At 73.7% G+C, this 14,791-nt stretch carries 12 protein-coding genes and 1 pseudogene; 10 read left to right on the top strand and 3 right to left on the bottom strand.

The window, feature by feature from the left end:
• Positions 1-181 (bottom strand): annotated as a pseudogene (locus BI06_RS50975) (hypothetical protein); the annotation flags it as partial.
• 134 nt (positions 182-315) lie between these two features.
• On the opposite strand from BI06_RS50975, the gene BI06_RS20595 reads away from it, so the two are divergent.
• From BI06_RS20595 to BI06_RS20630, 8 genes are all read left to right on the top strand, one after another.
• Positions 316-1,545 carry a sensor histidine kinase gene (locus tag BI06_RS20595; protein WP_051741493.1) on the top strand — a complete coding sequence of 410 codons (1,230 nt, stop codon included), beginning with the start codon at positions 316-318 and terminating at the stop codon, positions 1,543-1,545.
• Positions 1,533-2,177: a response regulator transcription factor gene (locus BI06_RS20600; RefSeq protein WP_030395805.1), complete on the top strand. Its 645-nt coding sequence runs from the start codon at positions 1,533-1,535 to the stop codon at positions 2,175-2,177. The genes BI06_RS20595 and BI06_RS20600 overlap by 13 nt, the downstream gene beginning before the upstream one ends.
• The gene (locus tag BI06_RS20605; RefSeq protein WP_051741495.1) at positions 2,174-3,067 is read left to right on the top strand and encodes a DUF4097 family beta strand repeat-containing protein; all 894 of its coding nucleotides are present in this window, start codon (positions 2,174-2,176) and stop codon (positions 3,065-3,067) included. Before BI06_RS20600 ends, BI06_RS20605 begins: the two co-directional genes overlap by 4 nt.
• 341 nt (positions 3,068-3,408) lie before the next feature.
• On the top strand, positions 3,409-4,515 hold the full coding sequence (dusB, locus tag BI06_RS20610) for a tRNA dihydrouridine synthase DusB (protein WP_043470620.1): 1,107 nt from the start codon (positions 3,409-3,411) through the stop codon (positions 4,513-4,515).
• Between the two features lie 563 nt (positions 4,516-5,078).
• Positions 5,079-7,787 (top strand): pyruvate, phosphate dikinase, encoded by a 2,709-nt coding sequence (gene ppdK, locus BI06_RS20615; protein ID WP_030395808.1) that lies wholly within the window; start codon positions 5,079-5,081, stop codon positions 7,785-7,787.
• 270 nt (positions 7,788-8,057) lie between these two features.
• Positions 8,058-8,618, top strand: coding sequence for a ribonuclease (locus tag BI06_RS20620; protein ID WP_082558600.1), 561 nt, complete (start codon positions 8,058-8,060; stop codon positions 8,616-8,618).
• Positions 8,619-8,737: 119 nt separating this feature from the next.
• Positions 8,738-9,208: a hypothetical protein gene (locus BI06_RS20625; RefSeq protein ID WP_043470405.1), complete on the top strand. Its 471-nt coding sequence runs from the start codon at positions 8,738-8,740 to the stop codon at positions 9,206-9,208.
• A complete protein-coding gene (locus BI06_RS20630; RefSeq protein WP_030395811.1) occupies positions 9,208-9,528 on the top strand; it encodes a transcriptional regulator in 321 nt (106 codons plus the stop codon). Before BI06_RS20625 ends, BI06_RS20630 begins: the two co-directional genes overlap by 1 nt.
• Positions 9,529-9,634: 106 nt before the next feature.
• Here BI06_RS20630 and BI06_RS20635 read toward each other — a convergent pair whose 3' ends face one another.
• Positions 9,635-10,666 (bottom strand): hypothetical protein, encoded by a 1,032-nt coding sequence (locus BI06_RS20635; protein ID WP_158516446.1) that lies wholly within the window; start codon positions 10,664-10,666, stop codon positions 9,635-9,637.
• Positions 10,667-10,829: 163 nt separating this feature from the next.
• On the opposite strand from BI06_RS20635, the gene BI06_RS20640 reads away from it, so the two are divergent.
• Positions 10,830-12,095, top strand: a complete 1,266-nt coding sequence (locus tag BI06_RS20640) for an ADP-ribosylglycohydrolase family protein (protein ID WP_199523324.1) — start codon at positions 10,830-10,832, stop codon at positions 12,093-12,095.
• 129 nt (positions 12,096-12,224) lie between these two features.
• Here the strand turns inward: BI06_RS20640 and BI06_RS20645 are convergent, their stop codons facing one another.
• Positions 12,225-12,953: a GNAT family N-acetyltransferase gene (locus BI06_RS20645; RefSeq protein WP_030395814.1), complete on the bottom strand. Its 729-nt coding sequence runs from the start codon at positions 12,951-12,953 to the stop codon at positions 12,225-12,227.
• A 726-nt stretch (positions 12,954-13,679) separates the two neighbouring features.
• Here BI06_RS20645 and BI06_RS20650 point away from each other — a divergent pair.
• A complete protein-coding gene (locus tag BI06_RS20650) occupies positions 13,680-14,624 on the top strand; it encodes a PAC2 family protein (protein ID WP_030395815.1) in 945 nt (314 codons plus the stop codon).
• Positions 14,625-14,791 lie beyond the last annotated feature (167 nt).

Here is a 14,791-nt window from a genome sequence, read left to right on the forward strand (position 1 = left end):
GGCCGGCCCGGACACTGCGCACCGACCACGGCCCGGCGGCCGGGCGGGTCGCGCCCGGCAGGACCGCGGGCCCGACCGGAAGCCGCCCCTCGGCCGGGTCGGCCGGGGCGGCCGCGGCGGTGGGGCCGAGGGTCGGACGCCCGTGCGGCAGATCGGCGGAGTGCGATGCGTAGCTCGTCATGCCCTCAAGACTGGCCGTCCCGGGCAGCGTTGTCGGTAGTGCACCGATCCGAATCGGGGGTGTACCCAGCTTCACCATTTCTCGGTACCGACCTTCATGGTGACGGCCGATCACGGCACTCTAGGCTGTCCGCCATGCTCTCCACGAAGCCGCGCCGTGCGCTCATCGGGAGCGCCGCCCGGCCCCCGTGGCCTGCGGCGTTCTGGCGGGACGCCCGGTTCCTCGCCGCCGGAATCCCGCTCTCCCTTCCCGTCTGGCTGACCGTCACCGTCCCCAAGGTGTCGCTGTTCCTCGTGGGCGTGATCCTGCTCGGGATCCGCCTCCTCTCCGCCGCGCAGCGCGCCCGGCTGCGGGCGCTGCGCGGGGTGGACGTCCCGCCGCTGCTGCGGCCCGCCGGCACCTCGGCCGGCGCGGTGGCCACGCTGCGCACCGCCGTGAGCTGGCGCCAGATCGGCTACCACCTGGTGGTCGCTCCGCTGGTCGCGCTCGGCGCGCTGGTCGTGCTGTGGGGGTCGGGCGCGGCCGTGGTGGCCTCGACGGTCTTCGGCTGGGCCTGGATGATGCCGTCCTCCTCGCCGGTCGCGGACCACTGGGCCAAGCTGGACGTCCCGCTCACCGTCGGCGGCGTGGCGCTGCTGGCGGTCCTGCCCTGGGCGGTCCGCCTGCTGGCCGGTCTGGACGAGGCGCTCGCGGTGCGGATGCTCGGTCCGGGCCGCACGGCGGTGCTGGAACACCGGATCGAGGAGGTGGTGGAGAGTCGGGCCGGCCTGGTGGACGCGGTCGACGCCGAACGCCGCCGGATCGAGCGCGACCTCCACGACGGCGCCCAGCAGCGGCTCACCTCCCTGGCGATGAACCTCGGCCTGGCCCGCCGCACCCTCAAGGACATCCCGCCCGAGGCCATGCAGGTGATAGTCGAGGCGCACGAGGAGGCCCAGGCGGCCATCGACGAGCTGCGGGACCTCGTCCGCGGCCTGCACCCGGCCGTTCTGGAGGACCGCGGGCTGGACGCGGCGCTCTCCGGCATCGCGGCCAGGATCCCGCTGCCGGTCCGGCTGGACGTCGACCTGGCCGAGCGGATAGCGCCGACGGTCGAGGCCGTAGCCTACTTCACCGTCTCCGAGGCACTGACCAATGTCGCCAAGCACGCCCGGGCCTCCCGGGTGGACGTCACGGTGCGGACGGCCGGCGGTCGGCTGCACCTGGTCGTCAGCGACGACGGCGTGGGCGGGGCGGACGCCGCTCGGGGCACCGGCCTGACCGGCCTGCGGCAACGCACCGCCTCGGTCGACGGATCCTTGTTCCTGGTCAGCCCCGTCGGGGGCCCGACCACCATTACCGTGGAGTTGCCGTGCGCGCTGTGATCGCCGAGGACTCGGTCCTGCTCAGGGTCGGTCTGGTCAAGGTCCTGGAGGCCGTGGGCTACGAGGTGGCCGCCGCCGTCGGGGACGCCGAGGCACTGCTCGTCGCGGTGGAGGAGCACCGCCCGCAGGTGGTGGTGGCGGACGTCCGGATGCCGCCCGGCTACTCCGACGAGGGGGTGCGGGCCGCGCTGGTGATCCGCCGCCAGTGGCCGGAGGTGGCGGTGCTGCTGCTCTCCCAGTTCGTCGAGGAGCGCTACGCCGCGGACCTGCTGACGACCAACACCAGCGGGGTCGGCTACCTGCTCAAGCAGCGGGTGGCCAATGTCGACGAGTTCGTGGACGCCCTCCAGCGGGTCGCCGAGGGCGGGACGGCGCTGGACCCGGAGGTGGTGGCCCAGCTGCTGGTGCGGCGCCACCGCGATCCGTTGGAGCGGTTGACACCGCGCGAGCGGGACGTGCTCGCCCTGATGGCGGAGGGCCGGTCGAACGCGGCCATCGCCGGCTCCCTGGTGGTCAGCGACAGCGCGGTGGCCAAGCACATCAACTCGATCTTCGCCAAGCTCGACCTGCCGCAGGCCGACGACAGCCACCGCCGGGTGATGGCGGTGCTGCGCTTCCTGGAGGTGGCATGAGGACGCCGGAGGCCGGTCCGACCGCGGGCACCGGCCCGGTCCGGGGCGGGGGGACGGCGACGGCGAGCCCCGCTGCACCCGTGCCCGGGCCGCCCGCCCGCGGCGGCCACCGGGGCTGGCGGGTCCTCGGGACCGTGACGCTGGTCGTGGTGATGCTGATCGGTGCCCTGCAGGCCTGGGCGACGGCGGTGCAGCAGCAGAGCCGTTCGGAGCGGACCTACGGGATCGCGGTGACCAAGGTGCGGCTGGACACCGGCCGGGCCGCCGTCCGGATCCGGCCCGGGCAGGAGGGCCAGGTGGTGGTCCGGCAGCTTCTGAACTGGATGGTGCGGAAGCCGGTGGTCTCGGCGCTGTTCGACCAGGGCGAGCTCGACGTCCGGATGGTCTGCAACCAGGTGTTCGCGGTCGGCGACATCGGCTGCGGAGCGGTGGTCGAGCTTGAGGTTCCGCCCGGGGTCGCGGTGACCGGACGGCAGTCCAGCGGCAGCATCGACATCGCCGGGGTGACGGGTGAGATCGATCTGGCCTCCACCTCGGGGGAGGTCCGGTTGGACGAGGTGTCCGGTCCGCTGACCGTGCGTACCACCTCCGGCTCCGTGCACGGCCGGCGCCTCACCTCCCCGAGGGCCGACGTGGCCGCGACCTCGGGCTCGGTGGAGCTGGGCTTCACCGCGGAGCCCTCGGCCGTGGACATCGGTGTCACCTCGGGGTCGGTGAGCCTGGGCCTGCCGCGCGGGTCCCGCTACGACTTCGAGGGCGGCTCCGCTCCCCGGGGCGGGATCGATCCGGTGCTGGCCGACCGCTTCAGCCCGCACAAGGTCAGGATCTCGGTCAGCTCCGGTTCGGTGGAGGTCTTCGCGAGGGACGGTGACGCCGACGGCAGCGGGTGAGAGCGACCGGACCGGTCGGGAGAGAGGTGGGCAGGGCCTGGTCAGCGCCGGGGCAGGGGCGGTGGGGAGCCCGGACCGATGGCCCTCCGGGGCGGGCGCGGCGGGTGGGGGACAATGGAGAGTCCCCGAATCGCCGTCCCCGAGGTCAGCCGCGCATGACAGTCCCGCCCGCACCCACCGAGCCGAGCACCGCGACCGGCACGACCGGCGCCACCGGTACGACCGGCAGCAGCACCGCGACCACCGCCACCGGCAGCGCCACCGCGACCGGCGGCACCGCGACCACCAGCGCCACCGCCACCGCAGCCAGCGCCGAGTTCGCGCCGCTGACCGTCGGCCCGATGGTGGTCTGGCCGCCCGTGGTCCTGGCGCCGATGGCCGGCATCACCAACGCGCCGTTCCGCACCCTCTGCCGCGAGCAGAGCGGAGGCAAGGGCCTCTACGTGTCGGAGATGATCACCACCCGGGCCCTGGTCGAGCGCAACGCCAAGACCATGCAGCTGATCAAGTTCGACCCGAGCGAGAAGCCGCGCTCGATCCAGCTGTACGGCGTGGACCCGGTGACCGTCGGCAAGGCGGCCCGGATGATCGCGGACGAGAACCTCGCCGACCACATCGACCTCAACTTCGGCTGCCCCGTCCCCAAGGTGACCCGCAAGGGCGGCGGCTCGGCGCTCCCGTACAAGCGCAACCTGCTGCGCGAGATCCTCCGTGAGGCCGTGTCCAACGCCGGCGACCTGCCGGTCACCATGAAGATGCGCAAGGGCATCGACGACGACCACCTCACCTATCTGGACGCCGGCCGGATCGGCGCCGAGGAGGGCGTCTCCGCGATCGCCCTGCACGGACGCACCGCCGCCCAGCACTACGGCGGTACCGCCGACTGGTCGGCGATCGCCCGTCTGCGCGAGGCCGTCCCGGCGGGGATCCCGGTGCTCGGCAACGGGGACATCTGGTCGGCGGACGACGCGGTGCGGATGATGCGCGAGACCGGCTGCGACGGCGTGGTGGTGGGCCGCGGCTGCCTGGGCCGGCCGTGGCTGTTCCGGGACCTGGTGGCGATCTTCGAGGGCGAGGTGGACTACGCCCGTCCGACCTTCGCCGATGTGGCGCGGGCGATGGTCCGCCACGCGCAGCTGCTCGGCGAGTGGCTGGGCGACGAGGCCCGCGGCGTGATCGACTTCCGGAAGCACGTCGCCTGGTACACCAAGGGCTTCTCGGTGGGCTCGGAACTGCGGGTGAAGCTGGCGAACTCGTCCTCGTTGGCCGAATTGGCCGAAACCCTGGCCCTGGTGGAGCAGTCGCAGAGCTGGCCGGCCGGCGCCGACGGCCCGCGGGGGCGGACCAGCGGCAACAACCGTGTGGTTCTGCCGGAGGGCTGGTTGGACGATCCGTACGACTGCGCCCGACCGGGCGAAGACGCCGAATCGGACACCTCTGGCGGATGATCTGTACGTGGTGGCAAATATGGCCCTCTCGGGCCGATGGCCACCCCGTCCCAGCCCTCTTTGCCACTCTGGACAAGAGGGCTCCTTTTTGGCATCCGAATGTCACGGACCGAGCACGTTTCTGGACGCAGTGCAACGATGGGCGGAGTCGACCTACGCTCGATCGGTGAGATGTGTCCGTGACGCTTGCCACATACCCTCCGTGCCCCAGGGGTCCGACAGTACGAAATGAACAAGTCGAAGGCGGATCGCTTCCCGAAGGGGGGCGGCGGTGGATCGGCACTGAGGGTGCAGGAAATCAAGCCGGGCCGTCAGCCCGGGCGGCCGGTGGCTACCGTGTGTTCCGGATATGTGATCTTCCGGTTTCCATGCCTTCAAGACTTGAACGCTTGCTAGCGTCATCCGGACGATTTCACCTCCAGAGGTGAACGCCGTTCCATGCATTCGATCTATCGGGTTACCTGCGGGTCCTGGCCACGTACGGCCTATTGGCGGCGCAGAAGTGCCTTCGAAATGGGTATGTTCTCCGGCGTCAGGGCAACCGTGCGCGAGGAGACCGACCCGTGGCGTCCCAGCAGAAGTTTGTTTACTCCTTCACTGAAGGAAACAAGGACCTCAAGGATCTTCTTGGCGGCAAGGGCGCGAACCTGGCCGAGATGACCAACCTGGGTCTTCCGGTCCCTCCGGGGTTCACGATCACCACCGAGGCCTGCAAGGTCTTCCTGGAGACCGGCACCGAGCCCACCTCCCTGCACGAGGAGATCAGCGCCCACCTGGACGCGCTCGAGCAGGAGATGGGCAAGCAGCTCGGCCAGGCCGACAACCCGCTGCTCGTATCGGTGCGTTCGGGCGCCAAGTTCTCCATGCCCGGCATGATGGACACCGTCCTGAACATCGGCCTCTCGGACGCCTCGGTGGTCGGCCTGGTCGCCCAGTCCGGCAACGAGCGCTTCGCCTGGGACTCCTACCGCCGCCTGGTCCAGATGTTCGGCAAGACCGTGCTGGGCGTCGACGGCGAGCTGTTCGAGGAGGCCCTGGACGAGGCCAAGCACGCCAAGGGCACCGCCAGCGACCTCGACCTGGACGCCGCGGACCTGAAGCAGCTGGTCGAGGTGTTCAAGGGCATCGTCGAGCGCGAGACCGGCCGGGCCTTCCCGCAGGACCCGCGCGAGCAGATGGACCTCGCCATCCACGCGGTCTTCCACTCCTGGAACGGCGACCGGGCCCGGCTCTACCGCCGCCAGGAGCGCATCCCGAACGACCTGGGCACCGCGGTCAACGTCTGCAGCATGGTGTTCGGCAACCTCGGCGAGGACTCCGGCACCGGCGTCGCCTTCACCCGCGACCCCTCCACCGGCGCCCAGGGCGTCTACGGCGACTACCTCTCCAACGCCCAGGGCGAGGACGTCGTCGCCGGCATCCGCAACACCCTGCCGCTGTCCGAGCTGGAGAAGCTCGACAAGAAGTCGTACGACGAGCTGATGTCGATCATGCAGACGCTCGAGACCCACTACCGGGACCTCTGCGACATCGAGTTCACCATCGAGCGCGGCAAGCTCTGGATGCTGCAGACCCGGGTCGGCAAGCGCACCGCCGCGGCCGCCTTCCGGATCGCCGTCCAGCTGGTCGACCAGGGTCTGATCGACCTGGACGAGGCCCTGATGCGGGTCACCGGCGGCCAGCTCTCCCAGCTGATGTTCCCGCGCTTCGCCCCGAACGCCGAGTCCAAGCAGATCGCCCGGGGCCTCGCCGCCTCGCCCGGCGCCGCGATCGGCAAGATCGTCTTCGACTCCTACACCGCGGTGAAGTGGTCGCGCTCCGGCGAGAAGGTCATCCTGGTCCGCCGCGAGACCAACCCGGACGACCTGGACGGCATGATCGCCGCCGAGGGCATCCTCACCTCGCGCGGCGGCAAGACCTCGCACGCCGCCGTCGTCGCCCGCGGCATGGGCAAGACCTGTGTCTGCGGTGCCGAGGAGCTGGAGGTCGACACCAAGCGCCGCCGGATGACCACCGCCGACGGCCTGGAGCTGGAGGAGGGCGACGTCGTCTCCATCGACGGCGCGACCGGCAAGGTCTACCTCGGCGAGGTACCCGTGCTCCCCTCCGCGGTGGTGGAGTACTTCGAGGGCACCCTGCACGCCGGCGCCGACGTCCAGGGCGGTCTGGTCCAGGCCGTGCACCGGCTGATGTCCCACGCCGACGGCCGCCGCCGCCTCGCGGTGCGCGCCAACGCCGACAACGCCGAGGACGGCTCGCGCGCCCGCCGCTACGGCGCCCAGGGCATCGGCCTGTGCCGCACCGAGCACATGTTCCTCGGCGAGGAGCGCCGCAAGGAGGTCGAGCACCTGATCCTCGCGGACAACGACAAGGACCGCGAGGCCGCGCTCTCCACCCTGCTGCCGCTGCAGAAGGGCGACTTCCTGGAGCTGTTCCAGGCGATGGACGGACTGCCCGTCACCGTCCGCCTGCTCGACCCGCCGCTGCACGAGTTCCTGCCCGACATCACCGAGCTGTCGGTGCGCGTCGCCCTCGCCGAGGCCCGCAAGGACCCGAACGAGAACGACCTGCGCCTGCTCCAGGCGGTGCACAAGCTGCACGAGCAGAACCCGATGCTCGGCCTGCGCGGTGTGCGCCTCGGCCTGGTCATCCCCGGCCTGTTCGGCATGCAGGTCCGGGCCATCGCCGAGGCCGCCGCCGAGCGCAAGCTCGCCGGGGCGGACCCGCGCCCCGAGGTCATGATCCCGCTGGTCGGCACGGTCCAGGAGCTGGAGCTGGTCCGCGACGAGTGCGAGCGCGTGCTCGCCGAGGTCGCCCAGTCCACCGGCGTCCAGCTGGACATCAAGCTCGGCACCATGATCGAGCTGCCGCGCGCCGCCGTGACGGCCGGCCAGATCGCCGAGGCCGCCGAGTTCTTCTCCTTCGGCACCAACGACCTCACCCAGACGGTCTGGGGCTTCTCCCGCGACGACGTCGAGGCCTCCTTCTTCACCGCCTACCTGGAGAAGGGCATCTTCGGGGTCTCGCCCTTCGAGACCATCGACCGCGACGGTGTCGGCTCGCTCGTGAAGCACGCCGTCCAGGCCGGCCGGGCCACCCGCCCCGACCTCAAGCTCGGCGTCTGCGGCGAGCACGGCGGCGACCCGGAGTCGGTGCACTTCTTCCACGAGGTGGGGCTGGACTACGTCTCCTGCTCCCCCTTCCGGATCCCGGTGGCGCGGCTGGAGGCCGGCCGCGCCGCCATCGAGACTGCGGGCAGCGACTCGCGCTGAGTGCCGGGGGCTCGTCATGAGCCCCCGGCACGGCCGAATCGCTGACCGTGTCCCCTCCATCGGGGAGGGGCGTACACCGGAGCTCGGCGCAGGAGAACCGGCGTACGTGAAGCGGCCGGGGCAGGAACGGACAATGGCGTCCGTACCCGCCCCGGCCGCATGCTTTTCCCTCCCGTCCGGTCCCACCGCGGCGGACCCCGCCCCCCGGTGTGGCGCCGACCACGCGTGTGGCTGGCCGGACCCCGGTCCGCCGACTGCCAAGCTGGGCCCATGACCAGCAGAAACCGCCTGTGGACCGCCCTCGCCGTGCTGATCTGCGTGCTCGCCGCCGCGGTCGGCTACCTGCTCTCGGACGACACCGGCGGCGGCGCGTCCCAAAGCGCCGCGTCCAAGACTGCCGCGACCCCCACCGCCACCGGCCCCGCCGCGGCCTCGACGGCTCCGGCGGCACCGAAGCCCAGCGCACCCCGGCCCTCCGCCCCCGCGACCCCGCCCGCCACCCCGCCGGCGACCGCCGCCGGCACCGGCTGGGTGCCGACCGACCCGGCGCTGGCCGACGTCTGCCGCACCAGGCTCCCGGACCAGGCCCGCGACACCCTCGGACTGATCGCCAAGGGCGGCCCCTACCCCTACCGCTCGGACGGCATCGTCTTCGAGAACCGGGAGAGCCGCCTCCCGCGCAAGACCTCGGGCTACTACCACGAGTTCACCGTCGTCACCCCGGGCTCCGGCGACCGGGGCGCCCGCCGGGTGGTCACCGGTGGCTCCGGCGAGCAGTACTGGACCGCGGACCACTACGCCACCTTCCAGGAGATCGACTCCCGCTGCTGAGGAGCGGATGCGGCTCGGCGCCCCACTGGGTCCGGTGCCCCACTGAAAGTACTTTCCATCGCGGAAAGTACGTGCCATAGTGGAATCAAGATCAACGATCACCACCACCGGGGGACTCCATGAGCGATTCCGTGCCTGTCGAGCTGTCCGCGGCCGAGGCGCTGGGCCTCGCCGCCCGGGCGCGCGCCGCCGCCCAGGCACCGCAGCCGGTGCCCGCCTGGTACGGCGCCACGTTCGCCGCCGGTTTCTCGCTCTACGGCCTCGGCCTCGGCTACGCCCTGTGGGCCGACGCGAGCTGGCTGGCCGGTGTGCTGGGCGGGGTCTTCGCGGCGGTCAGCGGTGCCCTGGGGGCCGTGGTGACCCGTCGCGGCGGTGTGGCGAGGGGCTGGACGCCCGGCTTCGGCGGGCCGATGACGCGCTGGGTGGTGCTGGTCTTCGCCGGAGCCCTCGCGGTGGCCGCCGTCGTCCATCTGCTGGGAGCCGATGCCCGGGGGGCGTTCGGCAGTGCCGGCGTCACGGCCGGGGCGCTGTTCTGGCTGGCGATGGTGCGCGTGAACGCCCGGATCCGCCGCGAGGCGGGGGACGCCTGATGGCCGGGCTCGACCCGCTGCTCCAGCACCCCACCCGGCTCACCGTGCTGGCGTTCCTCGGCGGCTGCATCGAGGCCGAGTTCTCCGCCGTCAGGGACTACTGCCAGGTCTCCGACTCGGTGCTCAGCAAGGCGGCGAGCGCGTTGGAGGAGGCCGGCTACCTGTCGGTCAAGAAGGGCTACGTCGGCAAGCGCCCGCGCACCTGGCTGGCCGCCACCCGGGCCGGCCGCCGGGCGCTCGCCGACCACCTGGGCGTCCTGCAGCAGCTGGCGGCGGCGGCCGAGGCGGCGGGCCGGGAGGCGGAGGGCCGGCAGCCGTGACCTCCCGGGGTCGCACTCTGCGGCGTCCCCGAACCGCAGCGTCCCCGAACCGCAAAGCCGTCGAGCCACCCCAACACTGCCCCAGCACTGCCCCGCCCCCGTCCCCTCACCGGGCCCGCCGCCAGGTGACCCGGCGGTGCGGTCCGTGCGGACCGGTCGAGAGCAGCGCGGCCACCTCCTGCAGCACCGGCCCCGGGTCGCGGCGCAGCTGGACGGGGGTGGTGCGGACGACCGGGAGGCCGGCGGCGGTCAGCCGGTTGGCCCGGGTCAGGCTCCGCTCGTGGTCGGCCGGGCTCAGGTGCCAGGCCCGGGAGTCGATCTCCAGGGCGACGCAGGCCTGCGGCCAGTACGCGTCCGGCACGGCCAGGAACCGCCCGTCCAGGAAGAGCACCGGGTTCCAGAGCGGTTCGGGGAGCCCGGCGCCGCGCACCGCGTCCCGGGCCTCGCCCTCGACCACGGACCGCACTCCGGCCGTCAGCTCCTCGACCACCCGGGCCGGCCCGGTCAGTTCGCGGGCGTCCGGCCGGGCGAGCAACTGGTCCAGCAGCTCGCCGAGTTCGCAGTGCCGCCGCTGGACGGCCTCGGCGCAGAGCGCGCGGAACCGGCGCTGTCCGCCCGCCCGGGGCGCGAGGTCGGCCAGCGCGCGGGCGACCGAGGTGCTCCACAGCCCGTCGTCGCGCTCGAAGCCGCCCGGCATCGCCCCGGCCGCGCGGTGGATCCGGACGAACCCCCGGTCGGCGACCCGTCGCTGAGCGGGGATCAGGACGTCCACCTCGGTGAGGTCCGCCGGGTGCCCGGCGGAGGGGAGGCCGGCGTCGGCGAGCACCGCCACCCCGGTGAGCAGCACCTCCCCGGCCTGCGGCGCGGGCCGCCCCTTGGGGCCCGCGTAGGCGAGTGCGGCCCGCAGCCGCTGGTGCGGGGTCAGCCGCCCGGTCTGCAGGCAGATCACCCGGGGCAGCACCCGCTGCCACGGGCCGCCGGGCCGCAGCCGGTGCGCGATGCTCCCGGACGGCACTCCGAGCGCGCGCAGTTGGGCGCGGGTGACGATGTGCTGCTGGTCGCCGCCGACCAGCAGCAGCGGGTCGACGACCGGCCGCGGTGCGGCCCGCGCGCGAGCGGCGACGGGAGGGCGCGTCACGGCGGCGAGCGTCGGCGGAACAGCGGAGGCCGGGGCGGCGAGGGTCATGCCGAGGTGTTTTCCCGCCCGGGTCGGAGGTATGCGAAACATCGCCCGCCCGGGGAGTGTCCGGTGGAACCGGGTTGACGCCGGGCCGGTGCGGACGGTGGGCTTGGTGCCCAAGATGACGATTCCTCACCCCGGCCCCGCGCTCGACGCGCTCCAGGGCCTCTCCGTCGGCGACGCCTTCGGCGCGCAGTTCTTCGTCCCCGCCACCGCGCGGGCCCACCTCGCCGCCCGCACCACCCCGCCCGGCCCGTGGCCGTGGACGGACGACACCGAGATGGCGTGCTCGGTGTACGCCGCGCACACCGAGCGCGGCGCGATCGACGTGTTCGACCTCACCCATGCCTTCGCCCGCAGGCACGACTTCGACCGGGGCTACGGCCCGGCCGCCAACCGGCTGCTGCGGCTGGTCCGGGAGGGCGGTGACGCCCGGGAGCTGGCCTCGGCACTGTTCGACGGCCAGGGTTCGTACGGCAACGGCGCCGCGATGCGGGTCGCCCCGCTCGGGGCGGCGTACGCGGCCGACCCGGCGGAGGCGGTGCGCCCGGCCGTCGAGACGGCGCTGATCACCCACACCCACCCGCAGGCGGTGGACGGCGCGGTCGCCGTCGCGGTGGCCGCCGCCTGCGCGGCGCGGGCCCGCGGTGCCCGGACGACGCCGGCGGGCTTCCTGGAGCAGGTCCTCGACCTGACCCCGCGCGGTGCCGTCCACGACGGCCTGGCCGAGGCGGTCGCGCTGCTCGCCGAACCGGACCTCACGGTGGTGGCGCGCTTGCTCGGCAACGGCAGCCGGACCAGCGCCGCCGACACCGTCCCGTACGCGCTGTGGTGCGCGGCCCGGCACCTCACCGACTACCCGGCGGCGATCCGGACGGCGGTGGCCGCCGGCGGGGACGCGGACACCGTGGCCGCGATCACCGGCGGCGTGGTCGCCGCGCACACCGGGACGGCCGGGATCCCCGCCGACTGGCTGGCTGCCCGGGAGCCGTTGCCGGCCTGGGCCTTCGTCGAACCGGGGAGCGTGTCCGCCGGCCGGGGCCGCGCGGAGATGCTGGTGCCGCGACCGTGCCCGGTGCCGGACGTGCTGTGGACGGACGAGCAGTGGCAGCGGCTGCGCACCGGGGCCGGGCCGCTGGTCGGGGGCCGCCGCCCGGCGCTGCACACCCGGGAGGGCACGCTCCGGCTCTGCGGTCCGGACGGCCACCCCTGGTGGGAACTGACGGTGGCGCCGGAGCGGGCGGGCCGGCGCCCGGTCTCCGCCGTGGTCGAGGCCTGCCCCGGCCGGGCGCCCGAGGACGACGGCCGGGGCGCCGGCCTGCTGGCCCGGCTGCTGCGGGCCGCCGTCGCGGGCGTGCCGGTCGCGGACGGGCCGGTCGCGGACTGACCCCGGCCCTGGTGTCCGGACCCGCGCCGGGTCCGGACACCAGGGCGGACGAACCCTCCGGCCCCGAACCACCGGACCGCCGAATCGCCCGGACCCCCGGAGCCTCCGGAGAGGACCCGGCCGGAGGCCTCAGGCCGTGATCAGATGCCCCGCGCCGCCGCCGTGTCTAAGGCACTCCTGGTTGATCGCCGGATCCGGGGCGCTCGGCGAGGTCGCGGCGGCGATCCGCAGCTCGATGATGTCGCGCACGGCGGGCCACTCGCTGTCCAGGATCGAGTAGAACGCGGTGGACCTGACCACCCCGTCCAGCCCCCGCGAGTGCGCCCGGCGGACGCCCTCGCCGGTCGCGCCCAGCCGCTCGATGGCGGCCCGCGACCGCATGTTGCGGGCGTCGGCGCGCAGCGAGATCCGCTGCACGCCCCACACCTCGAAGGCGTGCCGCAGCATCAGCAGCTTGGCCTCGGTGTTGATGCCGGTGCCCTGGGCGCGCGGGGACAGCCAGGTGTTGCCGATCTCGGCGGCGTCCGGGACGGCCGTGGCCGGGTCGCCGAACGGCACGCCGGGAACCGGCGGCCAGACGAGCGGCCCCTGCCAGTAGTCGAGTTCCAGGAACCGGGTGGAGCCCACCACTCGGCCGTCCGCCTGGTTCACCGTCGCGAACGGCAGCGACCGGCCGGAGGCCTGGTCCGCCAGAGCACGCGCGATGTACTCCCGGGCAGCTTCCAGGCCGTGCGGGACGGGGGTGAAGGCGTAAGTCGTACGGTCCTCGGCGCCGGCCTGGGCGATGGCCTCGGCATGGTGCGCGGCGAGGGGCTCCAGCCGCACGGTGCGGCCGGTGAGGATGACAGGTACGGGCACGGAACCTTCGGTCCTTCGGCGGTCGGAGGGCGCTGGCCCGTGCCGGGGTGCGGCGAGGGCCAGCAGTGGACGGTTCGCCCCGCTCCGGAGTGCGCCCACCGGTGCCCGCGCACGCCGGAGGTCCGGTCGAGCGGGGCGGGGAGCGACGGCCCGGAGTCGGGCAGCGCGGTGCCGGAACGGACACGGGTCCACGGACCGGTCCGGCGGGATGAGCGAGGGGACAGTGTGCGTCCGCGAGATGGCCGAAGAGGAAACGAGAGCGCGAAGGGAAGCAGGCGGCCAGGTGAAGGCAAGATGCGTCGTAGGTGGCTGGCCGAGCACCGGTCCGGGTCGTGATCGACGGCGTTACGGACGACGTGACGACGACGCGACGATGCGAGGCAGCGAGAGGACGATACCCGCCAGAAGGCAATGCGTCACTTCGCGGCACACGAATGGCCGTCGGGGCTGGTCCGGGGCTTGTGGCGGCGACCGTTCGCACCCCCCTGACCAGGGCCTTTCGGGCCGGGTGCGATCATGGTCCGGTCGGCCTCGCGGGGGCGCGCGACGGGCGGGACGACGGGCGCGCGCCGGGCGGGGCCGCGAAACGGGCCCGGCCCGGCGGGAATTCCGGCGGCACTCCGCACGCTGGACGAGGAGAGCCGGGCAGCAGTCCCAGCGCGGGCAGCCGCGCGGGGGCGTGCGCGGTGAACCGCGACGAGGAAAGAAACGGGGTGTGGGTGAGCGGTGCGTGATCCCCAGGCGCTGTACGAGCTGGACCAGCAGGGTGTGGCCGCGGTGGCCGCGGCGAGGGCCGCGCTGGCGGACACCGGTGCCGGCCTGGTGCTGCTCCACCACTTCGAGGGCTTCATGGACGCCGGCGAGGCGGGCGCCCAGGTGGTCGACCACCTGCTGGAGACGGGCGAGCCCCAGGTCGTCGCCCGCTTCGACCACGACCGTCTGGTGGACTACCGGGCCCGCCGCCCCGCGATGCTCTTCGACCGCGAGCACTGGTCGTCCTACGAGCCTCCGGAGATCCTCCTCCAGCTGCTCCACGACGCGGCCGGTTCCCCGTTCCTGCTGCTCACCGGCCCGGAGCCGGATGTCGAGTGGGAGCGTTTCGCCGCCGCCGTCCGGCAGCTGGTCGAGCGCTTCGACGTCCGGCTGGCCCTCGACTTCCACGGCATCCCGATGGGCGTGCCGCACACCCGCCCGGTCGGTCTGACCCCGCACGGCAACCGGCTGGACCTCGCGGCCGGCTACCCGCAGTGGTTCGAGCAGGCGCAGGTCCCGGGCAGCGCCCAGGCGCTGCTGGAGTACCGGCTGGCCGAGGCCGGGCACGACGTGCTGGGCTTCGCCGCGCACGTGCCGCACTACGTGGCGCGTTCGGCGTACCCGGCGGCCGCGGTGCTGATCCTGGAGGCCGTGCAGTCGGCGACCGGGCTGGTGCTGCCCGGCACGCTGCTGCGCGAGCGGGTGGACGAGGTGTACGCCGACATCGAGGAGCAGCTGGCGCAGGGCGACGGCGACCTCCGCTCGGCGATCCGCGGCATGGAGGGCCAGTACGACGCGGTGGCCGGTTCGCAGGGCCGGGAGAGCCTGCTGGCCGAGCCGGTGGACCTGCCGTCCGCGGACGAGCTGGGCCGCCGCTTCGAGCAGTTCCTGGCCGAGCACGAGCGCGGGCCGGAGTAGTCGGCCGGAGCGGTCCGCCGGAGCAGTCGCCCCGGGCGGCCCCGGGCGACGGTCACCACGGTCACCGTCGCCCGGGGCTGCCCGCTGTCGGGCCTCCGGGGCGCCCGCCGAAATTTCCCGTTCCGGACGGGAGCGATCGCGCCCGCCCGTCCGTTGGGTACTGCGGT

The organism is Kitasatospora sp. MBT66, from assembly GCF_000710405.2.
GTDB classification, from domain to species: Bacteria; Actinomycetota; Actinomycetes; order Streptomycetales; family Streptomycetaceae; genus Kitasatospora; species Kitasatospora purpeofusca.